Origin of the sequence: Sulfitobacter sp. W027 (genome assembly GCF_025143985.1) — a bacterium.
Taxonomy (GTDB): domain Bacteria; phylum Pseudomonadota; class Alphaproteobacteria; order Rhodobacterales; family Rhodobacteraceae; genus Sulfitobacter.
In genome coordinates, this window is sequence record NZ_CP083564.1 from 1854549 (window position 1) to 1880494 (window position 25946).

24 protein-coding genes are annotated in these 25946 nt (G+C 61.4%); 9 read left to right on the top strand and 15 right to left on the bottom strand.

Annotation, left to right across the window (positions count from 1 at the left end; all coding sequences use genetic code 11):
- Nucleotides 1-85: 85 nt before the first annotated feature.
- From K3759_RS09050 to K3759_RS09065, 4 genes are all read right to left on the bottom strand, one after another.
- Nucleotides 86-685, bottom strand: a complete 600-nt coding sequence (locus tag K3759_RS09050) for a DUF924 family protein (protein WP_259981244.1) — start codon at nt 683-685, stop codon at nt 86-88.
- 65 nt (nt 686-750) lie between these two features.
- Nucleotides 751-2085: an MFS transporter gene (locus tag K3759_RS09055; RefSeq protein WP_259981246.1), complete on the bottom strand. Its 1335-nt coding sequence runs from the start codon at nt 2083-2085 to the stop codon at nt 751-753.
- Between the two features lie 91 nt (nt 2086-2176).
- On the bottom strand, nt 2177-3223 hold the full coding sequence (queA, locus tag K3759_RS09060; protein ID WP_259981247.1) for a tRNA preQ1(34) S-adenosylmethionine ribosyltransferase-isomerase QueA: 1047 nt from the start codon (nt 3221-3223) through the stop codon (nt 2177-2179).
- A gap of 44 nt (nt 3224-3267) precedes the next feature.
- Complete coding sequence (locus K3759_RS09065; RefSeq protein ID WP_259981249.1) at nt 3268-6609, bottom strand: DUF3971 domain-containing protein; 3342 nt, start codon at nt 6607-6609, stop codon at nt 3268-3270.
- 95 nt (nt 6610-6704) lie between these two features.
- Here K3759_RS09065 and K3759_RS09070 point away from each other — a divergent pair, with 95 nt between their 5' ends.
- The 4 genes from K3759_RS09070 to K3759_RS09085 all read left to right on the top strand — a co-directional run bounded on the left by K3759_RS09070 (nt 6705) and on the right by K3759_RS09085 (nt 10005).
- Entirely contained in the window at nt 6705-7178 is a 474-nt protein-coding gene (locus tag K3759_RS09070; protein ID WP_259981250.1) for a peroxiredoxin, read from the top strand.
- The gene (locus K3759_RS09075; RefSeq protein ID WP_259981252.1) at nt 7175-7993 is read left to right on the top strand and encodes a ferritin-like domain-containing protein; all 819 of its coding nucleotides are present in this window, start codon (nt 7175-7177) and stop codon (nt 7991-7993) included. The genes K3759_RS09070 and K3759_RS09075 overlap by 4 nt, the downstream gene beginning before the upstream one ends.
- Nucleotides 7994-8186: 193 nt before the next feature.
- Nucleotides 8187-9515, top strand: coding sequence for a M23 family metallopeptidase (locus K3759_RS09080; protein ID WP_259981254.1), 1329 nt, complete (start codon nt 8187-8189; stop codon nt 9513-9515).
- Nucleotides 9505-10005: a polymer-forming cytoskeletal protein gene (locus tag K3759_RS09085; RefSeq protein WP_259981255.1), complete on the top strand. Its 501-nt coding sequence runs from the start codon at nt 9505-9507 to the stop codon at nt 10003-10005. Before K3759_RS09080 ends, K3759_RS09085 begins: the two co-directional genes overlap by 11 nt.
- A gap of 77 nt (nt 10006-10082) precedes the next feature.
- On the opposite strand, the gene K3759_RS09090 is transcribed toward K3759_RS09085, so the two are convergent.
- The 3 genes from K3759_RS09090 to K3759_RS09100 form a co-directional block, all read right to left on the bottom strand.
- Complete coding sequence (locus tag K3759_RS09090; protein ID WP_259981258.1) at nt 10083-11051, bottom strand: DUF3179 domain-containing protein; 969 nt, start codon at nt 11049-11051, stop codon at nt 10083-10085.
- Nucleotides 11052-11115: 64 nt separating this feature from the next.
- On the bottom strand, nt 11116-11670 hold the full coding sequence (locus K3759_RS09095; protein ID WP_259981259.1) for a peptidylprolyl isomerase: 555 nt from the start codon (nt 11668-11670) through the stop codon (nt 11116-11118).
- Nucleotides 11663-12169, bottom strand: a complete 507-nt coding sequence (locus tag K3759_RS09100) for a peptidylprolyl isomerase (protein WP_007119942.1) — start codon at nt 12167-12169, stop codon at nt 11663-11665. Before K3759_RS09100 ends, K3759_RS09095 begins: the two co-directional genes overlap by 8 nt.
- Before the next feature lie 126 nt (nt 12170-12295).
- Here K3759_RS09100 and K3759_RS09105 point away from each other — a divergent pair, with 126 nt between their 5' ends.
- From K3759_RS09105 to K3759_RS09125, 5 genes are all read left to right on the top strand, one after another.
- Nucleotides 12296-13474 carry a phosphoglycerate kinase gene (locus K3759_RS09105; RefSeq protein WP_259981260.1) on the top strand — a complete coding sequence of 393 codons (1179 nt, stop codon included), beginning with the start codon at nt 12296-12298 and terminating at the stop codon, nt 13472-13474.
- A gap of 121 nt (nt 13475-13595) precedes the next feature.
- A complete protein-coding gene (locus K3759_RS09110; RefSeq protein ID WP_259981262.1) occupies nt 13596-13895 on the top strand; it encodes a septum formation initiator family protein in 300 nt (99 codons plus the stop codon).
- Between the two features lie 196 nt (nt 13896-14091).
- Nucleotides 14092-15099, top strand: coding sequence for a pyruvate dehydrogenase (acetyl-transferring) E1 component subunit alpha (gene pdhA, locus K3759_RS09115; protein ID WP_259981264.1), 1008 nt, complete (start codon nt 14092-14094; stop codon nt 15097-15099).
- A gap of 4 nt (nt 15100-15103) precedes the next feature.
- Nucleotides 15104-16495: a pyruvate dehydrogenase complex E1 component subunit beta gene (locus K3759_RS09120; protein WP_259981266.1), complete on the top strand. Its 1392-nt coding sequence runs from the start codon at nt 15104-15106 to the stop codon at nt 16493-16495.
- A gap of 10 nt (nt 16496-16505) precedes the next feature.
- Nucleotides 16506-17864: a pyruvate dehydrogenase complex dihydrolipoamide acetyltransferase gene (locus K3759_RS09125; protein WP_259981268.1), complete on the top strand. Its 1359-nt coding sequence runs from the start codon at nt 16506-16508 to the stop codon at nt 17862-17864.
- A gap of 74 nt (nt 17865-17938) precedes the next feature.
- Here K3759_RS09125 and cysE read toward each other — a convergent pair whose 3' ends face one another.
- From cysE to K3759_RS09165, 8 genes are all read right to left on the bottom strand, one after another.
- Complete coding sequence (gene cysE, locus K3759_RS09130; RefSeq protein WP_259981270.1) at nt 17939-18751, bottom strand: serine O-acetyltransferase; 813 nt, start codon at nt 18749-18751, stop codon at nt 17939-17941.
- 98 nt (nt 18752-18849) lie between these two features.
- Nucleotides 18850-22779: a glycoside hydrolase/phage tail family protein gene (locus tag K3759_RS09135; protein ID WP_259981272.1), complete on the bottom strand. Its 3930-nt coding sequence runs from the start codon at nt 22777-22779 to the stop codon at nt 18850-18852.
- A complete protein-coding gene (locus K3759_RS09140) occupies nt 22779-23225 on the bottom strand; it encodes an NlpC/P60 family protein (RefSeq protein WP_259981274.1) in 447 nt (148 codons plus the stop codon). The genes K3759_RS09135 and K3759_RS09140 overlap by 1 nt, the downstream gene beginning before the upstream one ends.
- Complete coding sequence (locus K3759_RS09145; RefSeq protein WP_259981275.1) at nt 23222-24109, bottom strand: DUF2163 domain-containing protein; 888 nt, start codon at nt 24107-24109, stop codon at nt 23222-23224. Before K3759_RS09145 ends, K3759_RS09140 begins: the two co-directional genes overlap by 4 nt.
- Nucleotides 24109-24741, bottom strand: a complete 633-nt coding sequence (locus tag K3759_RS09150; protein WP_259981276.1) for a DUF2460 domain-containing protein — start codon at nt 24739-24741, stop codon at nt 24109-24111. Before K3759_RS09150 ends, K3759_RS09145 begins: the two co-directional genes overlap by 1 nt.
- A 27-nt stretch (nt 24742-24768) precedes the next feature.
- The gene (locus K3759_RS09155; protein WP_259981278.1) at nt 24769-25428 is read right to left on the bottom strand and encodes a phage tail tape measure protein; all 660 of its coding nucleotides are present in this window, start codon (nt 25426-25428) and stop codon (nt 24769-24771) included.
- Nucleotides 25421-25633, bottom strand: a complete 213-nt coding sequence (locus K3759_RS09160) for a rcc01693 family protein (protein WP_259981281.1) — start codon at nt 25631-25633, stop codon at nt 25421-25423. The genes K3759_RS09155 and K3759_RS09160 overlap by 8 nt, the downstream gene beginning before the upstream one ends.
- Nucleotides 25630-25944, bottom strand: a complete 315-nt coding sequence (locus K3759_RS09165) for a gene transfer agent family protein (protein ID WP_259981282.1) — start codon at nt 25942-25944, stop codon at nt 25630-25632. Before K3759_RS09165 ends, K3759_RS09160 begins: the two co-directional genes overlap by 4 nt.
- Between the last annotated feature and the right edge of the window lie 2 nt (nt 25945-25946).

A 25946-nucleotide genomic window follows, 5' to 3' on the forward strand; every position in this document is an offset into this window, starting at 1 on the left:
CGTTAGGGTTTGCAAATATAGTTTACCGCTAAACCATATTTGCAATCGCCACAACCACGCGTGTTGCATCCGCCCCCACGGAGGTTCACGCCGCTTGCCGACCTTCGCGAAGCTGCTTAACTGTCCGCCCGTAACCGCCCTCTTTCAGGTATGAGGTTTCCTGTGCGGTGAAGCTGCGCGAGAGCGCCTTGTTGCGATAGGGGAACCGACCAAACTGGCGGATCACTTCGCGGTGTGCGCGGGCGTGGAGCAGGTTGCTGTCGCCCCTTTCGGGCATACGCTCGCACATCAGGCGCACGCAGCGGTCCTGATCGCAGAGATTTTCCGAATGCATCAACGGCAGATAGAAGAACTGCCGTTCGGGCGCTTCCACACGCATGTCCCACCCCTTTTCAATCGCCAATTTGGCAGCGGCCAGCGCGATACGATCGCTCGAAAACGCTTTACCCGTGTCCCGGAACATATTCCGGGGGAATTGGTCAGTGAGGATCAAAAAGGCCAGCGCGTCGGTGGGGGTGGTCAGCCAATGGCATAGCTTTCCCGCTTGCGCGTCATTCCAGCGCTCTTCGAAACGGGCACGGATCTCGGCGTCCAAATCTTCGGAACTGTTGTACCACCCGGTCGGACCGATGTCCTGCAACCAAAAATTCAGTACGTTTTCGGGGCCTGTGTTTGTGCCAGTCATCTCGCACACTCCTTTGCCGCAATTCGGGCGATTCATTAAAGTTAAGAACGTCTTACCCTAAAAGCCTAGTCACGTTTTATATCATCCGCGACATAGTTATCGCTATCAGGGGCGTTTTTGTTTGCTTCGGCACTTTCTTGGGCAGCCTCTTCGGCGGCTTCCTGTTCCGTTTCAATGGCATATTCCTGGGCGATTTCCACAGCCACGGCGGTGGCTGAGGGGTAAATCGGCACGTAGTTGCCAGTATTTTCGACAGGGACGGCGGCACGCTGTGTCTTACGATAGGAAGCATAGCCCGCGAGTGCGGCAAAGAGCACGGCGGTAAACAGGTAGAACCCGCCCGGCCCCAAGGCGGTGCCCATCATCCAACCGGTGATCACCGGCCCCAACACAGCGCCTAAGCCGTTGATAAACAACATACCGCCCGAGGCCGCGGCCATGTCTTCATGCTCCAAAAAGTCGTTTGTATGGGCCATAATCAGCGAGTAAAGCGGGTTCGACATGCCGCCGACGACAAAGGCCGTTGCAAGCAGAATCGGGAAGATATGCCCGAGCATCATCCCCACCATGGAACCCGCGCCGCCGATCAGTGCGGTGATAACGATAAGGCTGCGTCGGTCCATCCGATCAGAGATCCAGCCGATGGGATATTGCAAGATCACGGAGCCCACAAAGAAAGCCGCCACAAAAAGTGATATCTGCGCGACGCTCAGACCCGCTTCGGCACCGTAAACCGCCGCCATACCGAACTGGGCGGAGAAGACGCCGCCCAGAAGGAACATGCCGACGCAGCCGAGGGGAGAAGTCTCCATCAGGGTGCTCAGGCTCATCGGTTTGGTGGTGCCAAAGGGCGGTGTGGGGCTGATCGAGAGCAGGATCGGCGTGACCGCGATACTCACCAATACCGAAGGAATGACAAAGAGGACGAAGCCCGACGGATCAGCGGTCAGCAGCAGCGCTTGGGCGATAACGATGCCGAGTGTTTGCACGATCATATAGGCCGAAAGCGCCTGCCCCCGGTTTTCGTTGGTGGCCGCGTTGTTCAACCAGCTTTCCGCCGTGACATAGACGGCGGAGAAACAAAATCCGATCAGCACGCGGCCAATAGACCAAACGATCGTATTGGGGAACGTCGGGTAGAGGATCATCACAGCAGAAATCAGCGAAGCAAGCGCCGCGAACACCCGAACATGACCCACGCGTCGGATCATCCCCGGTGCCATCCGGGAGCCGCCAAGGAAACCGACGAAATAAGCGGACATAACGATCGACATCTGGAAGGTCGAAAACCCTTCAATGCCGCCGCGAATACCCAGCAAAGTGCCCTGCATGCCGTTGCCGACCATCAAAAGGCACATGCCCAGCAATAGCGCCCATGCGCTTGAAACCACTTGAATCATCGGTCTAGTCCTTGTTCGCCCAGCCCTTCCCATGAACCGCAATCGAAGGCTAGTCACCCCCTAGTGCGACGTTCAAGCGGGTTTTTGCGCCTTAGGGCAGCAGAAGGGAGGAGTCGCCGTATGAAAAGAAACGGTATTTTTCTGCTATGGCATGGGCATAAATGTCTTTTACCTGCTGCACGCCCATGAGGGCCGAGACCAGCATCATGAGTGTCGATTTGGGCAGGTGAAAATTGGTCATCAGCCCGTCAGTCACGTTGAATTCGAACCCCGGCGTGATGAAAATATCGGTGTCCCCTTCCCAAGCCGCAATCTGCCCGCCGCGCGCGGCGGTCTCGATTAGGCGCAGGGCGGTCGTACCCACGGGGATCACTCGGCCTCCGGCGGCGCGGGTCGCGGCGATCTCCTCGGCGGCCTCGGCGCTGACCCGGCCCCATTCGGCGTGCATCTTATGTTCGGAAATGTCATCGACTTTAACTGGCAGAAAGGTGCCCGCGCCGACATGCAGGGTGACATGGCTAAAGGTGACCCCCTTCGCCGCCAGAGCGGCGAGCAGTGCCTCGTCAAAATGGAGCGAGGCCGTGGGGGCCGCAACCGCGCCCGCGTGGCGGGCAAAGACGGTTTGGTAGTCGGTCATGTCCTGCGCGTCAGCCGCGCGTTTGGCGGCGATATAGGGCGGCAGCGGCATGGCACCGGCGGCATTGAGTGCGGCGTCGAAATCATCGCCCGCGCAGTTGAACCGCAGATGCCCCTGCCCGTCTTCCACCGCCTCCAGCGTGGCACGCAGATCGTCAGAAAAGATGACTTCTTCGCCGATTTTCAGTTTGCGCAGCGGTTTGATCAGTGCCGACCAAGTGCCGTCGCCGCGGGGCTCCAGTAGGGTCACTTCGATCTTAGCCTGCACGGCACCTTGGGCCGAGGCGCGGTGGCGCAGCCCGGAAAGCCGCGCGGGGATCACGCGGGTATCGTTCAGCACCAGACGGTCACCGGGGCGCAGCCAATCGGTCAGATCGGTTACCCGCCTGTCATGAAGCTGAGCGCCTTCGGCCACCAAGAGCCGGGCGGAAGAGCGCGGATTGGCGGGGCGCGTGGCGATCAATTCCTCAGGCAGGTCGAAATCGAAATCGGAAAGCTTCATCGGCGCGGCTCCTGCGGGTCTGGCGGCATAGGTCGCCTCGGCGCTTAGCGATCCTCTGGCACCCGGGCAACCGGATTCGCTTGGCCCTGCACTTGCGGCACAGTGGGCGGCGGGCGGCGGAACAACTCGCGGAACATGCCGGGGGTGAGCGCCGAGAGCGGATTGACCGAAACGCTGGGCTCTTTCGCGGCACCGGTCAGACGGTAGTTGAACCCGATCAGCCCCTCGCCCTTGCGGGTGAACAGCGAGCCTATCCCGTTGAACATATAGACCGGAGAGATCACGCCCTGCATGTCGATCAGGCCGCTGTCGAGCGCATAGACCCCATCCATCGACAGGCCCAAAGACGCGCCCACGGCGCTAGCCTCGGTCAAGGTCAAGCGGTTCGGGGTCAGGCGAAAGTTCGCCTCTACATCATCGAAGTAAATTCCATCGCCGTTGAGTTCGTTGATCAACCCCACGACCGAGATCGCATTGACCAGCGCCGCAATCCCCGGCGCATCTTGAATGGCGACGTTATTGACCTCAAGCTGCCCGTCAAAGGCTCCGCCCGACCCGACAGGCAGCAGCGTGAGCGACAGGTTCCCCCCGACCACCTGTTTCACCAATCCGGCCGAGCGCAGTATCCCGCCCGCATCGTCCGAGACCACGCGCACCGCGCTGCGCCCGCCTTGAGGCAGCACCCGCCCTTGTACCGGCGTGCCACCGTTGAGCCGCGCGGTGAAGGATCCATCCATCCCCTTTGCCGTGTCAAAGGTGCCTGCAAGGTTCGTGAGGTAGATCGTATCGGTGATCTGCAACCGGTCCAGCGCCACCCGCATCGGCGGACCGGGCTGCCCACCGGCCCCGCCGAATTCGGCCCGGCGCATGTCCAACGTGCCGCCGCCCAGCACCACCTGCACTGGGTTACCTTGGCCGCGCCCGATCAGTTGCAGCGGAATATCCAGCCAATCCCCGCGCCGCAGCCGGTCGATCCGCACCCGGTCCAGCGCGCCGCCGGGTTTTAGGTCAATGGACCCTGCCAGGCTCAGCCCCGGTGCAGTGAGTTGAAATGCGTCGACATTCGGCGTCTCGCCCAGCCGTCCAGCCAGCCGCAATTCGCCTTTGGTCCCCGGCGCTTTGGACCACGAGAGTTGCGGGACTGAAATACCCACCCCGGCGAGATTGCTCTGCAACGAGAAGCGTGGCGCTTGACCCTTTTTCAAGTCGAGTGCGATCTGCCCCGTACCGCTGCCGCGAATGCTGCCGGGGGGCAAAGCGATACCGAAGGCCTCCAGCCCCGCAGGGGTCAGCGCGACTTGCCCGGTCAGGCGGCTTTCGTCCGAGCCCGGCCCAATCGCCTGTGACCACTCCCCGTCGAAGGCCACCCCGTCGATACGCCCTTCGCCGCCGATGGTGATCCGATCATTGCTGGCGGTAATGGCCAGCCTGCTGGCCTGAAGGCTGCGTTCCTTGACCAGTGTATCGGTCGAGAGCGACAGCAAATCCCCCGCGAAGTGATAGCGCACATCCTCGGGTTTGCCGCCTTTCTTCAGCGGCAGCGCCAGTGTCCCTTTCAATACCGCCTCCCCATCCGCAAGCGTCACCGGGAGGCCCGCCTTGTCCATAACCCGCATCGGCGGCTGGTTCAGCAGCGACAGTGCCGCGGTCAGGGTAGAGCGCGTGCTTAGACGGATCACCGAGGGGCTGCCGTTCTTCACCCGCACATCGGGGATGATGAAAGACGATCCATCCAACGTCACCGCCCCGCCCTGCGGCGCGATCACTTCGCCCTCGTCCACCGTAACGACGAGGCGGTTGTCGAGCAGACTCATATGGCCGCTTCCGTCGGTGATATGCGGCAGGGTTTTCAAGAACCGCACCTCAGCCCCGGCATAGTCAAAGGCCACATAGGTCTGCGGCGCCAGCCCCGGTGCCATGCGCAGCGCCAGATCAAGGTTGCGCATTCGGCCTGCGTGAAGGTTCTCGTCCAACCATTTGCGGGTCTTGGGTTTCACCCCCTCGGGCCAGAGCGCCAGCAGACGCTCCGGGCTCAGCCGGTCCATGCGCCCGTCGAGCGACAGGTTCCAGCCCTCAGGCTCGGCCACTAACGCCCCATCGAGGCGCAGGCTACGGCCCTGATCGTTGATTTCCAGACGGCCCAGCTTTAGGCGGAACGGATCAAGGCTGAGTTCAAAGTCGATATCGGCCTGATCCAAAGCCACAGGCTCGGCATAGACCTCGGCCGGATTGGCGCGCAGATCGCGTAAGGAGAACTGCCCGACCATTTCCCCCGGAATGCCGCCTGTGACATCGCCCAATTGCGACGTGCCCGTGATGTTGCCTGAGACCCAAGGGCTGTCGAGGGACATCTCATCAAAGCGTAAAAGCTGGCGCGCGGGGTCATAGCTGAAATAGCTGCGCGCGCCGTCGAAAGGGATCGGTTTCGTTTGCGAGTTGGGCTGCAGCACGCCCTTGCCAATTTGCAGCGACGCGTTGATCGGGGCAAAGTGACCGGCGCTGTCGATCCCGCTGCGCACCGCGCCTGAAATATTGGCCCGCAGCACTTCAAGCCATGAGAACGCCGGACCCTGTGCGGCAATGTCGCGTGCGTCGATCCCGTCAAAGGTCACGCCAAAGGTCGCGGCATTCTGGCCGATGCGGCTGCTGTAATTCGCCGTAAGCGTGGCCACCCCTGCGCCGCCGCTCAACACCGCAAGATCGGCTGAAAGGTCAACCTGCTCACCACTGCGCGACAGGCGCAGCCGCCCGCCGTCTCCGGTCCAGGCCCGCCCCGCGCGGGCATCCTCAAAGCGCAGCGTCAGGGCGCGCAACTCAACCGAGCGCAGGGCGGAGAGCGCAGGCGCAGCCAGCACGTTGTCAATCTGGCCGATAAGCTGCGGCAGGGTCGCGGCCTCCCGCTCGGGCGGGGCGATCCCGGCCCCGGCGGAAAGGCTCACGCGTCCGTCCGCGCCCCGGCGCAGATTGGCCACCACGCCCGACAGCGCGATCTCACGCGGCTGCGCCACCCCGCGCAGCAGGGAGCGCATCGACAGGCTTGCCTTGAACTCATTGAAACTGACGATCTCGTCGCCTTCGGAGGTGGTGACAAAGATGTCTTGCAGGCGCACACGAGGCCGCCACCCTTCGTCGACAACGAATTCCATTGCGCCGAACTCCACCCGCGCCTGCGGCAGGGCGCTCGCGATCCGCGTCTCGATCCGCTCTTGCACCCAAAGCGGCGCGGGGATCGGACGCCCGGTGAAATAGACCGCCGCCCCCGTGGCCAGCGCCGCCAGTAGCACCAGCACCGCGACCGACGCGATCCCCGCACGGCGGCGCGACCTGCTGCGGGTCGGCCCCTCGCCTAACGGCACAGGCGGGCTGGAAGGGGATGGGTCGCGCATCGGGCTCCGGTTCGGCTGGGGCGGCTTTGACGTTGTCAAATCAGATGCAGTATGACAGCCCTGAACGACCCTTCACAAGCCAAAGGAACCGCCCCATGTCGCAGATCGGACCGCAGCCCGGCCAACCGGCCCCGGATTTCACCCTTCCCGTGACCGGCGGTGGCGAGATTACGCTCTCTGCCCTGCGCGGCGCGCCTGTGGTCCTGTTCTTCTACCCGCGCGATGACACGCCCGGCTGTACCAAGGAATCGATCGGCTTTTCGGAGCGGCTTTCGGAGTTCGCCGAGGCGGGCGTGCAGGTCTTCGGCATCTCGCGCGACAGCATGGACAAACACGACAAATTTGCTGCCAAACACGCGCTGACGGTGCCGCTGTTGTCCGACACCGATGGGGCGGTGACCGAGGCCTATGAGGTCTGGGTTGAAAAAAACATGTACGGCAAGAAATCCATGGGCATCGAACGCGCGACCTATCTGATCGACGGGACAGGCCAGATCGCGCAGGTCTGGCGCAAGGTGAAGGTGCCCGGCCATGTGGATGCCGTACTTGACGCGGTGCGCAGCGCATGATGCCGCTGGCAGAGATGGCCGAAGCGGTACTGCGCACGGCAGATGGGCGCGAGAAAACAGCGCTGTCGCGAAAATTCGCGGGGCAGTGGCTCTCGGCCCGTGCTGAAGGTGCCCGCCCCGAAGTGGGCCGCGCCGATCCGCCACTGCACCCTGCCCGGCCCGCCAAGCCCGAATTGCTCAGCCCCCGCGAGGTGCCGCGCCGTCGCCCCGGCACGCCCGAGGGCCGCGCGGCGCTTTTGCATGCCGTGGCGCATATCGAGTTGAACGCCGTCGATCTTCATTGGGACGTGATTGCGCGGTTTTCGCATGTTCCGCTTCCGCTTGGGTTCTTCGATGACTGGGTGAAAGCGGCGGATGACGAATCCAAGCACTTCAACCTGATGTGCGATTGTCTTGAGGAGATGGGCAGCCACTACGGCGCGATGCCTGCCCATGCGGGCATGTGGCGCGCGGCCGAAGATACCGTGGATGATCTGATGGGCCGCTTAGCCGTGGTGCCGATGGTGCTGGAGGCGCGCGGCCTTGATGTGACGCCCGGCATGATCGAGATATTCCGCAAGGCCAAGGCCGACAGCGCCGTCGCCGCGCTTGAGACGATCTATGCCGAAGAAGTCGCCCATGTTGCCTATGGCAGTAAGTGGTTTCATTTTCTCTGCGGCCGCCATGACGAAGATCCGAAAGACCGTTTTCATGCCCTCGTACGCAAGTATTTCCACGGCGATCTGAAGCCGCCCTTCAACGAGGAAAAGCGTGCCGAGGCGGGAATCCCTCCGGACTTCTACTGGCCGCTGACAGCAGACGGTGGGCCGGTATAACAAAACACTAAAAGAGCAAGTGTTTGGTATCGGCGGATTTTTGCCAATTTCTTAGCGCATAATAAGGCGGATGGGGGATTGCCGCGCAGGCATGGGGCAATAGGGTTGCCCCATTCGCAGGCACTGGCTATTGACGTTGGGCGCGGGCCGGGCTGCCCCGCCGCGCCGACGGGACGGGACAAGGGACGACAACATGCGCACACGGATTGCCATCAAGACGCATGCTCTGCTTGAGCATTACTTTCCCGAGCGCCGCGTCTTTTTGAAATCCGACAGCGACACCCGATTCATCCGCCTCCGCCCCGGCACCCAGATTATCGGGCTCGCAGGCTCAGCCTTTCTCGTGTCATGGGCCATCATCGCCACGGCGATCATCTTGATGGACAGCATCGGCTCCGGCAACTTTCGAGAGCAAGCCAAACGCGACCAGCGCACCTATCAGGCCCGGTTGAACGAACTTTCCGCGCAGCGTGATCTGCGCGCCGAGGAGGCACTGGCCGCACAGGATCGGTTTAACGCCGCCCTGACACAGATTTCCGTCATGCAGTCCGAACTGCTGTCGTCCGAGACCCGCCGCCGTGAGTTGGAGACCGGGATCGACGTGATCCAGTCCACCCTGCGCGACACGATGAAAGACCGTCAGAAGGCCCGGCTGAAACTGGCCGAACTGGAGGGCAGCCTTGAGAATGGTGAGGCAGGCAGTATCCGCGCCGACGCGGATCAGGCCCCGACCGATTTCCTTGCGCAAGCGCTGGCGCGCACCGCCGCTGAGCGTGACAAGGTGGTGGTTGATGCCCAAGACGCCCTGCTGCAGGCCGATGAGATGGCACAGGAAATTGCGCTCATGCGGGATCAGAACGACGCAATTTTCCGCCAGCTTGAAGAAGCGATGAGCGTTTCCGTCGCCCCGCTTGATAAAATGTTCCGCAGCGCGGGCATGCCGACTGACCGTATCCTCGCCACTGTGCGCCGGGGATACTCCGGCCAGGGCGGCCCGATGACGCCGCTGTCCTTCACCACCCGTGGTGAGGAACTAAGCCCAGACACGCTGCGCGCCAACCGTCTGTTGAACCAGATGGACCGGCTGAATCTTTACCGGATCGCTGCCGAGAAAGCGCCCTTCGCCAATCCGGTGAAATCCGCTTTCCGTTTCACCAGCCAATACGGCTATCGCCGCGACCCAAAGACCGGTGGCCGCCGCATGCACAAGGGCGTCGATTTCGCCGCTGGCATGGGCACGCCGCTTTACGCCACTGCCGATGGCGTGGTGATTCACGCAGGCTGGCAGTCTGGCTATGGCCGTTTGGTCAAAATCCAGCATGAGTTCGGTATCGAAACCCGCTATGCGCACATGTCCAAGCTGCGCGTGAAAGTTGGCCAAAGAGTCTCGCGCGGGCAGCATATTGGTGATATGGGAGCATCAGGACGGGTCACCGGTGTCCATCTCCACTATGAAGTCCGCGTAGGTGGCAAGGCTGTTAACCCCATGATCTATATCAAGGCTGCAAACGATGTTTTCTAAAAGCAAAATCAACGATCCCGCGCCCCAGGATGCAGATGCGTCCAAAGCGGCACCTTCCAGTGCTTCCACGGCCCCTGCGCCCTCCAAGCAGAGCGAATTCAAGGCCAGCGCGCCTAAGGCGAAGCCGCCCGCATCCGTTCTGTCTTCGGACCTGCATGTGACCGGCAACATGAAGACCACGGGCGATATTCAGGTTGAAGGCACCGTTGAAGGCGACATCCGCGCGCATTTGCTGACCATCGGTGAGACCGCGACGATCAAAGGCGAAGTGGTTGCCGATGACGTGGTGATTAATGGTCGTATCGTGGGCCGCGTCCGTGGCCTCAAGGTCCGTCTCACGTCGACCGCACGGGTTGAGGGTGACATCATCCACAAGACCATCGCGATCGAATCCGGCGCACATTTCGAAGGCTCTGTGCAGCGTCAGGACGATCCGCTGAACCCCGGCGCAAAGTCTGCTCCGGCGCAGAAGCCGAACCCAGCTTCCTAAGGCCGCGGTCGGTTCAAAAAATTCACGGGCGTCGCAGGAAACTGCGGCGCCCGTTTTCGTTTTACTATGGGTGTGAGTTAGCGGCCCAGCATCCACGTGCCGTTTGGCCAGAAGGCATCGAAGGCGAAGGCAAACATCACATCATGCGGCACATCGCGTCCGGCGCTGTCGCGCACGCGGATGCTGCCCACGTCACGTCCCTCACTGATCTGCCCCGCGTCCAGAGCAGAGGCCTGCCCTGCCCGCCATGTGATCGTCACCCCGGCCTCCCGCAACTCGCCTACCTCGGCCAGTCGGTTAAGGCGCCATGCCCGGTCCCCCACGCGGACAACACGCTCCAGCGGTGCGATGCCGTGGGGCGGTTGCGATCCGTCATAGAGAAAGGGTTTGGGCGACGAATCATACCCACGATAAGGGTTGCGGCCATAGTCTCGGTTATAGGACGGCTCCTCCATCACCAGCCCGTCGGGATGGCGCACAGTGAAATCTGCCCAGCTTTCCAGCCAGCTTGGGAGGTGCTTTAGCTCGGTCCCGGTCAGTGCCCCCACGATGGCGCGGCCCTCTGCCTGCTGCCACCAGCTTTGCGTCTCGCGGTCATACATCACCATGTCGGAATGGCGCAGCTTGCCGGAGACGCCGAAGCGCAGCACCTTGCCTGCGACCCGGCGATCAAAGACCAGCGCGGAATTGCACAGCGGGCAGAAGGTCACCGCGATAGGGCGGCCCTGCACCGTATCATTCACGATCTCATGCCATGTCAGATAGCGGATCGGATAGGCGCGCGGTTGAGCACCATCGATCGCAACGGTGATGACCGGCTCGCGCGGGCCGATGCGGGTCTCAGTAGATGCAGTTCGGAACGCAGGCGCATCAAGCGCCGGTATGCCATCCTTAGGCGGCCCGCCTGAGATGATCTCGGACCAGTCGGTGATGGTTGTTTTGGAAAAATCGGTCTCGGGCCATTCCCCCTCCCAGCGGGCGGGATCAGCGAGGAGACTGTTGGCCGCAAGGCCAAGGCTCAGAACGATGGCGCTCAATTTAATCATGGCCTGAGCGTGGCGCATACGGGGGTGAGCAAGCAAGCCCACCCCACGCAATTGGGAACAGATGTTACTCGGTCACAGAGACCTTTTGCATTACGTCCGGCGTGCCGACGACGGCGCCATTGCCGCCAGTGCCACGTTTGATGGCGTCGACCACGTCTTGGCCTTTGGTAACCTTGCCCACGACCGTATATTGACCGTTAAGAAAAGGTGCTTCATCGAACATGATAAAGAACTGGCTGTTGGCGCTGTCCGGGCTCTGGCTGCGGGCCATGCCGACGACGCCAGCTTCATAGGCGATGTCCGAGAACTCCGCCTTGAGGTCCGGCTTGTCAGAGCCGCCCATGCCAGCGCGCGCGGTGTCGCCGCCGGATTTGCCGAACTGCACGTCACCGGTCTGGGCCATGAAACCGTCGATCACGCGGTGGAAGACCACCCCGTCATAGGCGCCTTCTTCGGCCAGTTCCGTGATGCGTGCCACATGCTCAGGGGCAACATCTTCCAGCAGGTCGATCTTGACGGTGCCATTGGCCTCGCCCGCGACTTCGATCTCAAGCCCGGTGGCCGCAGCCGCCGTGCCGAGAAGCGCCAGAACAGCGCTGGTGCCGAAAAGCTTACGCATCTGCGGCCACCTTGACGGAGATCATGCGGTCGGGATTCGCAGGCGGCTCGCCACGGGTCAGCGCATCGACATGTTCCATGCCAGAGATGACCTGCCCGTAAACGGTGTACTGACCGTTGAGGAAGTCATTGTCTTTGAAGTTGATGAAGAACTGGCTGTTGGCGCTGTCGGGGTTTGCCGAACGCGCCGCACCGATGGTGCCGCGAGCATGCGGTACTTTGGAGAATTCTGCTGGCAGGTTCGGCATGTCCGAGCCGCCGGTGCCAGCCGCGCGCAGGTTGAAGTTATCTTCCATATTGCCATTGGCCACATCGCCCGTCTGAGCCATGAAACCTTCGATCACGCGGTGAAAGGCGACATTGTCGTATTTACCAGCGCGGGCCAGTTCCTTCATGCGCTCGACGTGCTTGGGCGCAAGGTCGGGCATCAACTCGATGGTGACGGTGCCGCCTTTGAGCTCCATCAGAATGGTGTTTTCGGGGTCTTTGATATCAGCCATTGGGCAATCCTTTAGTTTGTCTTTGCCAGATACCTAAGGAGCTTGGCCGCGATTGCCAAGCCGCGCATTGACGTCACGCGCGATAACAGCAAAACACAGCGCAAGAGTTTGAATGGGAGAGAAGCGATGGGTTGGAAAACGCTGGACGACATGGACCTGAACGGCAAACGCGTGCTGCTGCGTGTAGACATTAACGTGCCGGCTGAGGAGGGTCGCGTCACCGATGCCACGCGGATCGAGCGGATCGTGCCCACGGTGAACGACATTCTGTCGCGCGGTGGCAAGGTGACCCTGCTGGCGCATTTCGGGCGTCCCAAGGGCAAGGTTGTCGAGGAGATGAGTCTTCGCCAAGTTTTGCCCGCGCTGGAAAAGGCACTAGGCCGCGATGTGGCTTTCGTGCCCTCGCTGGATGCCGCTGCCGAGGCGCAGGGCGATCTGCAACTTATGGAAAACATCCGTTTCTACCCCGGTGAAGAGGCCAATGACGAAGGTTTCGCCCGCCAGCTGGCCGATCTCGGCGATATCTACTGCAACGATGCCTTCTCTGCCGCCCACCGCGCCCATGCCTCAACCGAAGCGCTGGCGCGGCTGCTGCCTGCCTGCGCGGGCCGTTTGATGCAGGCGGAACTCTCGGCCCTGGAGGCGGCACTCGCCAAGCCTGAGCGCCCGGTGGGGGCCGTGGTCGGTGGGGCCAAGGTTTCGACCAAGATCGCGCTTTTGGAAAACCTCGTGAACCGGTTGGATGTCTTGGTCATTGGTGGCGGCATGGCAAACACCTTCCTCGCAGCGCTTGGTGCTGATCTGGGCAAGTCGTTGGAAGAGCCGGATTATTACGACACGGCCAAAGACATCATGGCGCAGGCCGACAAGGCGGGCTGCCGCGTGATCTTGCCCGTCGACGGTCTGGTCGCGCGTGAGTTCGCCAAAGGGGCCATCCATGAGGTGGCCCAGCTTGGCCCCGATGCCAGCCTCGCCGAAGACCAGATGGTGCTGGATGCGGGCCCCGATACGGTCGCTTTGGTCGAGACGGCCTTTGCCGGGCTGCGAACCTTGATCTGGAATGGGCCGATGGGGGCCTTTGAAATTCCGCCTTTCGATACCGCCACCGTCGCGGCGGCCCGCGCAGCAGCGGCCAAGACACGCGAAGGCACGTTGACCTCGGTCGCGGGGGGCGGTGACACGGTTGCCGCGCTGAACCAAGCAGGCGTCGCGGATGATTTCACCTATATCTCCACCGCCGGGGGCGCGTTCCTTGAGTGGATGGAAGGCAAAACCCTGCCCGGTGTCGCCGCTTTGGGCGGCTAAGTCGCGCAAAAACGCGATTTCTTGTTAAAAACAACGGGTTTCCCGCAAATGTGGGATTCCCATGACGAATCGCCTGTGTCATACTGATGTCACGTCCGCCAAGAGACGCAGAGGCAGAACCATGACACGCAACACCCGTCCGGCTTTCGGCACATTGCTGTTCTTCGCGATTGCTTTCGCGCTGAGCCTGTATTTCACCTTTGCTGCCGTTCAGGGCGATTTCGGCCTGTTCCGCCGGACCGAAATCGTGGCGGAGAGCCAAAAGCTGAGCGACCGTTTGGCCGAGGTCCGCGCCGAGGTGGCCCGGATGGAGAACCTCACCCGCCGCCTGTCGGACGACTACCTCGACCTTGATCTTTTGGACGAACGCGCGCGCAAGGTGCTGGGCATGGTCCGCACCGATGAGATCGTCATTCGCTAAGCTTTCGCGCCTGATCGCCCTGCCCCACGCCTGCGGTCTTGCAATCACCTAAAATCTCTGGCCTCCTTCGCCTTGTCAGCCGTGGCGCGCGCGCCACGTCACAAAGTCCCTCGCAATCCATTCCGGAATGCGCTAGGGAATAGTTTAACGCTAAACTACTTTTGGCATCTGACCAAAGCCGACGGAGGAGACGTCCATGGCCGCGAGGAAATCGAGCAAGAAACCCAATGTCTCTGCGGAGGAGCTGACCAGCTATTACCGCGACATGCTGCTGATCCGGCGGTTTGAAGAGAAAGCCGGGCAACTCTACGGCATGGGGCTGATCGGGGGGTTCTGCCACCTCTATATCGGACAAGAAGCGGTCGTTGTCGGCCTTGAGGCCGCCGCCGAAGAAGGCGACAAGCGCATCACCTCTTACCGCGACCACGGCCATATGCTGGCCTGCGGCATGGACCCCAACGGCGTCATGGCCGAGCTTACGGGCCGCGAAGGCGGCTATTCCAAGGGCAAGGGCGGCTCGATGCATATGTTCTCGAAAGAGAAGCATTTCTACGGCGGCCACGGTATCGTTGCAGCACAGGTGCCGCTCGGCGCGGGCCTCGCCTTTGCCGACAAATACAAAGACAACGGGCGTGTCACCTTCACCTATTTCGGCGACGGTGCAGCGAACCAGGGCCAGGTCTATGAGACCTTCAACATGGCCGCGCTCTGGAAACTGCCGGTGATCTTCGTGATCGAGAACAACCAATACGCCATGGGCACCTCGCAGCAGCGCTCGACCTCCTCTGCGGAGATCTGGGAGCGCGGCAAGGCTTTCGGCATCCCCGGCGAAGCGGTAGACGGCATGGACGTGCTGGCGGTGAAGGAGGCCGGTCAGAAGGCCGTGGCCCACGCCCGCAAAGACGGACCCTATATTCTCGAGATCAAGACCTACCGCTACCGTGGCCACTCGATGTCAGACCCTGCCAAGTACCGCACCCGCGAAGAGGTCCAGAAGATGCGCGACGAGCGCGACCCGATCGAGGCCGTGCGCACTTTGCTGCTGGAGGGCAACCACGCCAGCGAGGACGATCTCAAAGCCATCGACAAGGAGATCAAAAAGGTCGTGAACGAAAGCGCCGATTTCGCCAAGGAAAGCCCGGAGCCGCATCTCGACGAGCTCTGGACCGACATCTACGCAACCGAAGTTCCGCAGGAGGCCTGAAGCAATGGCAACCGAAATTCTCATGCCCGCCCTCAGCCCCACTATGGAAGAAGGCACGCTCGCCAAATGGTTGGTCAAGGAGGGCGACGAAGTCTCCTCTGGTGACATTCTGGCCGAGATCGAGACCGACAAAGCCACGATGGAGTTCGAAGCCGTGGACGAAGGCACCATCGGCAAGATTCTGATCGAAGAAGGCACCGAAGGCGTTAAAGTGAACACCGCCATCGCCGTTCTGCTGGAAGAAGGCGAAAGCGCGGACGACATCGACAGCGCGAAATCCGCCCCCGTCGAAGACAAGGGCGAGGACGCCAAACCGGCGCAGGCAAATTCTTCGGACAACGACCGCGAGACGCCCGCCGAGGGCAAGAAACAGCCCGAGCCCGACACCAGCCCCGACTGGCCCGAAGGTACGGCAATGAAGCAGCAGACCGTGCGCGAAGCGCTGCGCGACGCCATGGCCGAAGAAATGCGCCGCGACGAGGATGTCTTCCTCATGGGCGAGGAAGTGGCCGAATACCAAGGTGCCTATAAGATCACCCAAGGGATGCTGGACGAATTCGGCCCCAAACGCGTGATCGACACGCCGATTACCGAACATGGCTTTGCCGGGATCGGTGTTGGTGCGGCCTTTGGCGGTCTGCGCCCGATTGTTGAGTTCATGACCTTCAACTTCGCCATGCAGGCGATGGACCAGATCATCAACTCCGCGGCCAAGACGCTCTATATGTCCGGCGGCCAGATGGGCGCGCCCATGGTCTTCCGCGGCCCCAACGGTGCCGCAGCCCGCGTGGGCGCCCAGCACTCTCAGGACTACGCCGCCTGGTTCATGCAGATCCCCGGCCTCAAGGTTGCGATGCCCTATTCGGCAAGCGATTACAAAGGCCTGATGAAAACCGCGATCCGCGACCCGAACCCGGTGATCTTCCTTGAAAACGAAATCCTCTATGGCCGCAGCTTCGACGTGCCGGATGTGGAAGACTACACCGTCCCCTTCGGCAAGGCCCGCATCTGGCGCGAGGGCGCGGATGTGACCATCGTCAGCTTCGGCATCGGCATGACCTATGCGCTTGAGGCCGCCGAGAAACTGGCCGAGGACGGTATCGAGGCCGAGGTGATCGACCTGCGCACCCTGCGCCCGATGGATACCGACACGATCCTCAAATCGGTGATGAAGACAAACCGCTGCGTCACCGTCGAAGAAGGCTGGCCGCAAGGCTCGGTCGGTGGCTACATCAGCGGCGTGATCATGCAGGAGGCGTTTGACTACCTCGACGCCCCGGTCATCACCTGCACCGGCAAGGACGTTCCCATGCCCTATGCTGCCAACCTTGAAAAACACGCGCTGGTCACCACCAATGAGGTGATCGAAGCCGTGCGCAAAGTCACCTACCGGTAAGGAGCGGATCATGCCCACAGAAATTCTCATGCCCGCCCTGTCCCCCACGATGGAGGAAGGCACGCTTGCCAAATGGCTGGTCAAGGAGGGCGACGAAGTCTCCTCTGGAGACATCTTGGCTGAAATCGAGACCGACAAGGCCACGATGGAGTTCGAAGCCGTCGACGAAGGCACCATCGGCAAAATCCTGATTGAGGAAGGCAGCGAGGGCGTGAAGGTGAACACACCAATCGCCGTTCTGCTTGAAGAAGGCGAAAGCGCGGAGGATATCGATACATCCTCCGCCCCGGCCAAAGAAGAGAAGCCTCAGGCCGAGGAAGCGCCCAAAGCCGAAGCGGCCGAGACGCCCGAGGCTGGCTATGGCCGCGGTGCTACGGATGCGAATGAGGCGAAGGGCAAAGGCGACAGCAAAGCCCCCGCCGCGTCGAAAAGCGACAAGGGTGAGCGCATCTTCGCCTCCCCCCTTGCCCGCCGGATCGCCGCCGACAAGGGTTTGGACCTGTCGAAGATTGATGGCAGTGGCCCGCGCGGTCGGATCGTCAAAGCGGATGTCGAGAATGCCCAGCCGACTGCGGCGAAATCCGAAAGCGCCGCACCTGCCAAAGATGCCGCCCCGGTCGCCCAACCCGCTGCCACCGGCCCCTCTGCCGATGCAGTCGCCAAGATGTACGAAGGCCGCGAGTACGAGGAAGTCACCCTCAATGGCATGCGCAAGACCATAGCCGCGCGCCTCACCGAGGCCAAGCAGACGGTCCCGCATTTCTACCTGCGCCGCGACATCCAGATCGACGCGCTGCTTTCCTTCCGCAGCGATCTGAACAAGCAACTCGACGCGCGCGGTGTGAAGCTGTCGGTCAACGACTTCATTATCAAAGCCTGCGCGCTGGCCCTGCAATCGGTGCCGGATGCCAATGCTGTCTGGGCTGGTGATCGGATCCTCAAGCTGAAGCCTTCGGATGTGGCTGTGGCCGTGGCGATTGAAGGCGGGCTTTTCACGCCAGTCCTACAGGACGCCGACACCAAGTCGCTCTCGACCCTCTCGGCGCAGATGAAAGACCTCGCCACCCGCGCACGGGATCGGAAACTTGCGCCGCATGAGTATCAGGGCGGCAGCTTTGCAATTTCCAACCTCGGCATGTTCGGGATCGACAACTTTGACGCGGTGATAAACCCGCCGCATGGGGCGATCCTTGCTGTCGGTGCTGGTGTGAAAAAGCCGATCATCGGGAAGGATGGCGAGGTAACCGCGGCCACCGTGATGTCGGTCACCCTCTCGGTCGATCACCGCGTGATCGATGGGGCGCTCGGTGCGCAGTTGCTGAATGCCATCGTCGAGAACCTAGAAAACCCAATGGTGATGCTGGCCTAAGGTCGGCATCCTTTCCAACACACAAAAGCCGGGGCATGCCCCGGCTTCTTCGCTTTCAATACTGTCTTTCGCTTCTATTCGCTGTCGGGTCCAAAAAGGTGGTTCATCGACATAGACGGCTGATCACATCCCGCCTCGCCCACGATCCGTGCTGGGATGCCGGCGACGGTCTTGCAAGCGGGCACCGCCTCCAGCACCACAGACCCTGCGGCGATACGGCTGCAGTGGCCAATGGTGATATTGCCCAAGACCTTCGCGCCCGCGCCGATCAATACGCCGTTGCCGATCTTGGGGTGACGGTCCTCTTCTTCCTTGCCGGTCCCGCCAAGCGTCACAGAATGCAGCATCGAGACGTTATCGCCCACCACCGCCGTCTCACCGATTACAATGGAATGCGCGTGGTCGATCATGATGCCCTTGCCCATCTTTGCCGCCGGGTGGATATCCACGCCAAAAATCTCGCTCACCCGCATTTGGATGAAATAGGCCAGATCGCGCTTGCCCTTCATATAGAGGTAGTGGCCAACCCGATAGGCCTGCACTGCTTGATAGCCTTTGAAGTAGAGGATCGGCTGCAGCAACCGATGGCAGGCCGGGTCGCGGTCATAGATCGCCACCAGATCAGCGCGCGCCGCGGCTACGAGGTCAGGGTCTTCGGCATAGGCTTCTTCGACCATCTCGCGCACGACCATCATCGACATCTCATTCGACGACAGTTTCGCAGCGATCCGGTAGGAAAGCGCGTTCTCGATGGATTTATGGTGCAGGATACAGGCATGAACAAAGCCGCCGATCAACGGCTCATCACGCACCGCATCTTCGGCTTCTTGCTGAATTTGGTCCCACACCGGGTCCACTTTCGAGATATTTCTGCGTGTCTGTGCCATGTCACGGGCTCCTTCACTCTGCCGCTAGGGTAGCTCATGCAATAGCGCAGGACCATTTGTAAATCCGCCCACGCTTGAAATCGTGATCAGCCGAGCGCTTATTCCGCCACCGTAAGGCGCGCTGGCAGCCCCGCCCCATAGGTCGCTGAGACCTGGGCGACCGTGATTTCAAATGCCCCGCTGACGCCATCGTCAACCTGCGCAGCACTGCTGTAAGTCCATTCCGGCGTATCGAGTAACTCTTCGCGTAGCTGAGCGCTGCCCGCAAAAACGCGGAGAAGATACCGCTCTCTCTCCTCTCCCAACGGCACCTCTGGCCCCTCCCAAGGATCCCCATTAATGCGCGTGCGCCGCACCCAGCTAAAGCCGAAATCTCCGTTCTGTTCAGTCACAACTCGCAGATGACATGGACTGAAGGGCCGCAGACCATTCCCATCGAACGCTTGGACCTGATGCACGTAAGACGGATCATCCACGGGGCGCCGCGCGGGCCCTATCCGGTAGTGCTGTGCCACACGCCGCAGATGCGGGCTGAGTTCAACCTGTTGCGGCGTGCCGTTCATCAGCACGAAGGTCGATCCGGCAGGCCAAACCTCGGGCATTAAACCATCGCTCCCCGCCTGTCCGCGCAGACGCCCCTGCAGCCAATAGGTCAGAGGAGCGACAAGCTGCGCCTCCTGAAACTGAAACAATTCCCAATTGTCCACGCTGCCGTCGCCGATGGCGGCGAGGTTCGCCCCGTTCAAAAGCGCCTCCCGGCTGACCGATTCAAGGTTCCCGCTGATCAACTTCACTTCCAGCACCCGGCCCGTATCCAGAAGCCCGGACCGCGCCGCGCGTAGCGGCGTTCTGGTGACGCCCACAACAGATCGGCTGGGTACCACGGCGTTGAGCGCATAATTCGCATCCGTGGTTGAACGATAGACCGCGACCGACCCTGGCCAAGGCTGCGCTGTAGCAGCGAGATGCGGTGCATGAGGTACCTCATCTCCCCGTAACAAAGGCAGGTCCATGAATTGCGCCAAAACCGGCAGTGGGGGCACGAAGGGGCGCATGCTTGCCAGTTCTTCCTCAAGCGGCGCGGGATCATAGACTTCGGGCTCAATTCGGGTGGCCTCGACCAGCAGTGCTCCGGCCTGTTCCACGCGGTCGATCCGGTAGCGCCCCGGCCTCTCTGCACCATCCGCCGGCAGTTCAATCACATCGCCCGCACCGAGCGCCATCTGCGAAGGGGGCAAAGCCAACCGCAACGCTTCGCGCGCCACGCGGGCTTCGGTCAGCCAGCGTTCAGCCACCTGCCGCCCCTCGCCCCGCGTCAGCGCCATGTTCAATTCAGTGCCGCTCACCGCATGGGTTGCCTCATCCGCAAGAACCGCCTCTTCGGAGATCGCGTTGAAATCCGCATCTGCTTGAATGAAACGCAGACGCACACGCCCTGAAACCTCTGCATCTGCCTCGCGCAATTGCTCGGTCAGCCCATCCAAATCAGGGCTCACCGCCAGCATTTCCTGCTCTATTGTCACTGCCTCCGTCCCATCGCGCATCCGAAACTGCAGTGCTCCATTGCGTTCGATGGCATCGAACCCATAGCGCAGCATGAGCGGCTGCAGAGCCGCACGCGCCTCGCTGACTTCGGTCACTGCATAGCCGCGGACATAGCCGAAAAGCTCCGAAGTGTCGAAATGCGGGACCCCTGCTCGGCGGCAAATCTCACCCACGACCGACGCCAGAGACCCCGCCGAGGCGCGCCCGTTCAGCCAGTGACCCCGGCTGTAATTCTCGCCATCGCTCCAAAGGCCAACATTATTGGGAAAGAAGGGAAAGGGCCGCGTGTCCCAAGCCCAGACGAAGGCGCGCGACATGTCGAGCATCGGTCCGCCGTATTCTTCCGAAGTTGGGTTATGCGCCGGATCGCGCCAGTATTCCGAGGTTGCGCGCAGATATTGCATCTGCATCAAATCGTCCCGCGCCCCCGTAGAATAATGTGGCAATGCGCTTTCCGAGCTCTTCAGATCAAGGAATTTGTTAGGTTGGTTCGCCCCTTTGTCGATCGCGGCGCAGCCATATTCCGTGAACCAAATCGGCTTAGACATAGGTTGCCAATCCGTCGCCGCGGCCTGCCGCGCGCCGCCAATGCGCTCATGATGATGGTTTTTCCACCAGTTGCGCAGGTCTTTGTAGCGGTAGACCCATGGCTCACCATGTGCCCCGTCGGTGATTGGTGTGCGAATCTGCGCGGCCCGCGCCTCAGTCGAGTGGTAGTACCAGTCATAGCCCTCGCCGCCTTCGATGTTTGATTTCAGATACCCGACATCATAGATTTCGGACCAGTCTTCGCCATCCAAGTGCCCCGGCTGATCCCGCCAATCAGCCAGCGGCATGTAGTTGTCGATACCAATGAAATCGATGTTCGGATCGGCCCAGAGCGGATCAAGGTGGAAGTAGACATCCCCGCTGCCGTCTTGCGGTTGATAGCCGAAATACTCGGACCAATCCGCAGCATAGCTGATTTTGGCCTCCGGTCCGAGCAAGGCGCGCACCTCGACCGCCAGCGCCCGCAGTGCCGCCACAGCAGGAAAGCCATTCGCTGCCCCGCGAATCTGCGTCAGTCCACGCATTTCTGATGAGATGCAAAAGGCTTCCACCCCGCCTGCTGCTGCGCAGAGTGCGGCGTAATGCAGGATGAACCGTGACAGGGTCCATTCCTCAGGGCCTGTGTAGCTTACCGAGCCATCTGCCACCATGAAGTCCACCGCTCTGACCGTTCCGAAAAAGGCGTCTACCTCTGCGTTCGCTGCTGTCGTGCCATCCGGGCTGTCAGGGCGCCCCGGTGCGGCCGATAGGGTGATCCGCCCGCGCCATGGCAAACGTGGCTGGTTCTCTGCATCGCTGTAAGGGTCCGGCAGACCGTTGCCTTCGGTCTGATCCATGAGGATGAACGGGTAGAACATTACTCCCTTGCCCGCCGCTTTCAGCGCTTGGATCGCTTCCACTACCGCGGCATCTGCAGGCGTTCCACCATAGATGGGGCGGTCATCTTGCTGCGCAATCACCTCCGCCGTCCCGCGCGTGACGCTGGAAACCCGCCAAGGCATGTTCTCCCCATCTATGTCCGGATCTTCCACCTTGGGGCGCAGACGACATGCACCGCACCGCAGATCGCTGCCGAACCATGACACAACAAGGGAAGCAGCCTCCAGCCGAGGCAACTCTTCAGTCAGATTTTCCAGCGCTACCGAGAAATCAGACTTGGCGGCCGGAGAGTTCACATTGGCGCTCCAACGGTTGCCGGGACCATCGGCATAATGCACCGGCGTGGTCGCCATTGCATACTCCCCGGTGCCGGGGATCAAGGCGACCCCTTGAACACCGAAGGCTGGCCCATGTTCCGAACCCGGCACATCAAGCTGTTCGGGGCGCATCACCTCGAAAGAGAACTGCGGTACGCGGTTGCCAAATTGCGCAAGCGGCAGGTTTTCCATTACCACATAGGCCGTGCCGCGATAGGCAGGGACCCGGTCTGCCCCCTCAATTGCTTCGATGGTCGGATCAGGTTGCTGACCCGGCTGGCCTCGGTAAACACGCATGTTCAGGTCATCCGGGGCGATTTCCTCCCCATCGGCCCAAATGCGCCCAACGCCGGTGATCTCGCCTTCACACAGCGCAATGGCAAGGCTAACAGTGTAGCTATACTCGGTTGTTTTCGGCGTCGCCGGACCACCTTTGCCGCCCCCGGTGACGTTTGTGACCTCTTGGAACTGTGAGGCCCAGATCACGTGACCCGCCAGCCGCATCCGGCCATAAAGTTGGGGGATCGCAGCACCTTCGCCGGAACCGGTCAGCCGGAAGCTATCCACCTTGCCGGTTTCCACCGCCTGCCCGCCTTGCCCCAACAACCGCTGATCAACCAAACGCCCCAAAGTCGCGCCCACCGCACGGCCAACCGCGACTGAGGACAACCCTGCCAGCGTGCCCCCGATAGAGCCGCCAACCGCCGCACCTGCTGCCGAAAGAACAATCGTCGCCATCAGGAGACCTCCTCAGGAAATATGAACCGCGCCACAATACGCCGCCGCCAGGGCGCGCTAAGCGGGCTTTCGACCACCCCATGCCCTGTATAGGCATGAATGAAACTTGGGTTGCTGCTGACATGCGCCTGCAAGCCAAGATGCTTTGCCACGGCTCCGTGGCGCATCCGAAAGAGCAGCACGTCACCGGGGGCCGCATCACCGCTGTCCTTCACCGCCATATGCCGCAACGCTGCCGCCCAGAGGTGCTCCTCTCCCTGCGGCTCGGACCAATCCATCGAATAGGGCGGTACCGCTTCGGGCTCAGCTCCCAGAAATTCCTGCCAAAGCCCCCGCAGTAGTCCAAGGCAGTCACAGCCCGCCCCTTTCACCGCTGCCTGATGTACATAGGGCGTGCCGATCCATTCGCGTGCGGCGCTCACCACGCGCTCTCCAACCGCGCTCACCTGCGTGACCCGCCCGAATTTGCCCCGTCAGAGCGCGGCACCGCCATCATCCAATCTTCACCCGGCAGGTCAGGGAACCCCTGAAAGTTCAATAGGTTGTTGAATTTAAACCGACAGGTTTCCATCCGCTTGTCGCAACCTGCCGTGATGCGCACCAGTGTTCCCTCTGGCAATGCCCCTCTGATCGGCTCCCAAAGCTCAATCACGCGCTGCGCACCCTCGAAGTAATCGAGCTTTACCATGCCCCACAGCCCCGCAGCGGGACCATCCAACACATCAAGCCGCCCCCGAGCAAACCAGCCTTCTTCGAAACCCGCGAATTCAGCCCAGCGAAAACATTGCGCTTCCTCGACGATCTCTACCGCGCGCGCCTCAGCATAGCCCGGCGCGCTGAGATCAAAGCGGCAATTGCTATCCCCCAGAACCGCAGAACAGGGCTTTTGAAAAACCCGCCCCAAAGGGCGGTTCAGCGGCTCCGTCAGCCCGCGCAATTCGGCGCGAAAGCTACCCCCCGCGCGGTGCAACTCTCCGATTGAGCCACGAAACTGAAGCAGCCGCTGCGAAGGCTTCGACCAGTTCACCAACCACGCCTGCACCTCAGCCCCATCGAACCGCCCCTGTTCGATCTCATCCTCGCGGATCGCGTCATCGCTAAGTGCGCCAAGCGCCTCGGTATTGTCGACTGACAGCCCGCTTGTCTGTGCCAGCGCCCTTGCGCTCAGCCCCGTGTCCGCCCGAAAGGTCACCCCCCCAAAGTGCAGTGGCATATCGTGATCGGTGAAGGCCAAGACCTCCCCATCGCGCCGCGTTACCTGCCAGCAATGACAAAGCGTCGTCACACCACGCGCGATATGCGCTGCAAATCCAGCCTCTAACCCCGCCATCAAACCCGCACCTCAATCACTGGCACATTGGGCACCTGCCCGGCCTGAAAACTCTCAACAGAAGTGAGGATGCGGTCGGTGTCAAAGCGTACCGGCACGTCGAACTCAAACCCCGCGAAGATCTCCATTTCCGGATCCGGGGGATGGGCGAAGGTGATGATGCCCGTGGTGGCATCTACCTCATACTCAACGCCCTCTTGCAGCTCATCCTGCTCTACACCCACACGCACTGTTCCCGCGACCGGTTTGGAGATCGGACGGCGGTAGCTATGCGGGCCTGAGCGGTAAGTCTTAAAAATCTGGAAGCGGGCCGAAACCCCATCGCCAAAGCCAATACTTTGATCATCGAAGGCTACCGGCAGGGCCATCTTGCCCGACTTGTAATCAGCCCAATCCTTCCAACGAAACCCATACATCTGACCCAACCGCGCCTCGAAAAAGGCGATCAGCTCTTGGATGTCATCAATGGAGCGCATCCCCAGCCCTGCATCATAAACGCGACGCGAGTGCGCCCAGGGTGTGTTACGTTCCTCATAGCCATTTGCCAAAGTAACCACATCCGTTTGCCGCTGCGGTCCACCCACCGACCCAAAGCTCAGCGAAGGGGGAAATCTGACATCGTGAAATTCCATGGTCTGCTCCTGTAATCTTTGCCCGGATTAGCGGTTGCGGTTGCCGGCGCTCAGCGCGCGGCTCAATTGCGCCGCGATCTGGCTTTGGCTGCGCTGGAACCCCTGCACATCGGGCGTAGTGATGTTCATCACGATGGTGGTCGAACCCCCAGACGCGCCCCGCACACCCAGCTTGCCATCCGCGCCCCGGGCCAAGGGCATAATCGCCTCTGGTCCGGCCTCCCCCATCAGACCCACACCGCCGCGCATGGGGAAAGCCGTGGCTGAGGTCACCACCCCTCCTTGCGCAAACGGCATGACCTTGCCTTGGGAAAAGGGCGCTCCGTTGGCAAACGGCAGTATTCCTTCGACGATGCTCCCAACGCCATCAGTGATCAGCCCGCCAAAATGATCCGTCACCGGGCGCATCGCGGCGTTATAGGTCGAACGGATCATCGAATTGGCCAGATCGGTCAGCGCGTTCGACAGTTTGGCGCCGTCAAACACCACACCATCGAATGCACGCCGCAACTCACGGCTCAGCCCTTTCTCAAGGGTCGCCACATCTTTTCCGGTTGCCGAAAGCGCATTTCGCATCCGGCGCAACTCACCATCGAACCCCGCCACCAAACCACTGGTTTGCGCCAGCGTCTCATTCAACCCATCCGCGCGGGTCTCAAGGTTCTCGAAATCGTCGAAGTCAGCCATCGTCGGACCCCTTTTTCTTATCTGGATAGGCCGCCATCAGGGCGGCCAACCCGTCACTCAACAGCGGCGCGGCCGCGGTTGGCGGCCCCAGCATCAATTGCAATTCCGCCGGCGTCAGCACCCAGAACTGATCCGGAGTTAGGCTCAACCGAGACAGCCCAATCCGCAGCAATGCGGACCAGTCAAAGCACCGCGCCTTGCTCACGTCGGTACCGTGAAGGCCCGCGCCAGCAGTTCCGCCGCCGCCCGTGCCGCCGCCATCGGCCCGCCCTCAATCTGCGCATGCTCAAGCGTTGCGGCATCTATCACCGTACCGCCACCGCGCAGCCCAACCAGCAGCAGGGCCAGAACATCCCGGCTGGAAAATCTATTGTTTTCAAACCGTTCAACCAAAGCGACCAGACTGTCGGCCTCCAATGTTGCCTCCAGCTCAGCCAGGGCACCTAGGGTCAGCCGCGCCACATGACGTTGACCGTCGATCACCAGACTCACGTCTCCACGCCACGGGTTCGCCATGC

Bases quoted from the DNA above. Each gene is read 5' to 3' on its own strand.
- K3759_RS09050 (WP_259981244.1), bottom strand. From the start codon at position 685: ATGACTGGCACAAACACAGGCCCCGAAAACGTACTGAATTTTTGGTTG.
- K3759_RS09055 (WP_259981246.1), bottom strand. From the start codon at position 2,085: ATGATTCAAGTGGTTTCAAGCGCATGGGCGCTATTGCTGGGCATGTGC.
- queA (WP_259981247.1), bottom strand. From the start codon at position 3,223: ATGAAGCTTTCCGATTTCGATTTCGACCTGCCTGAGGAATTGATCGCC.
- K3759_RS09065 (WP_259981249.1), bottom strand. From the start codon at position 6,609: ATGCGCGACCCATCCCCTTCCAGCCCGCCTGTGCCGTTAGGCGAGGGG.
- K3759_RS09070 (WP_259981250.1), top strand. From the start codon at position 6,705: ATGTCGCAGATCGGACCGCAGCCCGGCCAACCGGCCCCGGATTTCACC.
- K3759_RS09075 (WP_259981252.1), top strand. From the start codon at position 7,175: ATGATGCCGCTGGCAGAGATGGCCGAAGCGGTACTGCGCACGGCAGAT.
- K3759_RS09080 (WP_259981254.1), top strand. From the start codon at position 8,187: ATGCGCACACGGATTGCCATCAAGACGCATGCTCTGCTTGAGCATTAC.
- K3759_RS09085 (WP_259981255.1), top strand. From the start codon at position 9,505: ATGTTTTCTAAAAGCAAAATCAACGATCCCGCGCCCCAGGATGCAGAT.
- K3759_RS09090 (WP_259981258.1), bottom strand. From the start codon at position 11,051: ATGATTAAATTGAGCGCCATCGTTCTGAGCCTTGGCCTTGCGGCCAAC.
- K3759_RS09095 (WP_259981259.1), bottom strand. From the start codon at position 11,670: ATGCGTAAGCTTTTCGGCACCAGCGCTGTTCTGGCGCTTCTCGGCACG.
- K3759_RS09100 (WP_007119942.1), bottom strand. From the start codon at position 12,169: ATGGCTGATATCAAAGACCCCGAAAACACCATTCTGATGGAGCTCAAA.
- K3759_RS09105 (WP_259981260.1), top strand. From the start codon at position 12,296: ATGGGTTGGAAAACGCTGGACGACATGGACCTGAACGGCAAACGCGTG.
- K3759_RS09110 (WP_259981262.1), top strand. From the start codon at position 13,596: ATGACACGCAACACCCGTCCGGCTTTCGGCACATTGCTGTTCTTCGCG.
- pdhA (WP_259981264.1), top strand. From the start codon at position 14,092: ATGGCCGCGAGGAAATCGAGCAAGAAACCCAATGTCTCTGCGGAGGAG.
- K3759_RS09120 (WP_259981266.1), top strand. From the start codon at position 15,104: ATGGCAACCGAAATTCTCATGCCCGCCCTCAGCCCCACTATGGAAGAA.
- K3759_RS09125 (WP_259981268.1), top strand. From the start codon at position 16,506: ATGCCCACAGAAATTCTCATGCCCGCCCTGTCCCCCACGATGGAGGAA.
- cysE (WP_259981270.1), bottom strand. From the start codon at position 18,751: ATGGCACAGACACGCAGAAATATCTCGAAAGTGGACCCGGTGTGGGAC.
- K3759_RS09135 (WP_259981272.1), bottom strand. From the start codon at position 22,779: ATGGCGACGATTGTTCTTTCGGCAGCAGGTGCGGCGGTTGGCGGCTCT.
- K3759_RS09145 (WP_259981275.1), bottom strand. From the start codon at position 24,109: ATGGCGGGGTTAGAGGCTGGATTTGCAGCGCATATCGCGCGTGGTGTG.
- K3759_RS09150 (WP_259981276.1), bottom strand. From the start codon at position 24,741: ATGGAATTTCACGATGTCAGATTTCCCCCTTCGCTGAGCTTTGGGTCG.
- K3759_RS09155 (WP_259981278.1), bottom strand. From the start codon at position 25,428: ATGGCTGACTTCGACGATTTCGAGAACCTTGAGACCCGCGCGGATGGG.
- K3759_RS09165 (WP_259981282.1), bottom strand. From the start codon at position 25,944: ATGGCGAACCCGTGGCGTGGAGACGTGAGTCTGGTGATCGACGGTCAA.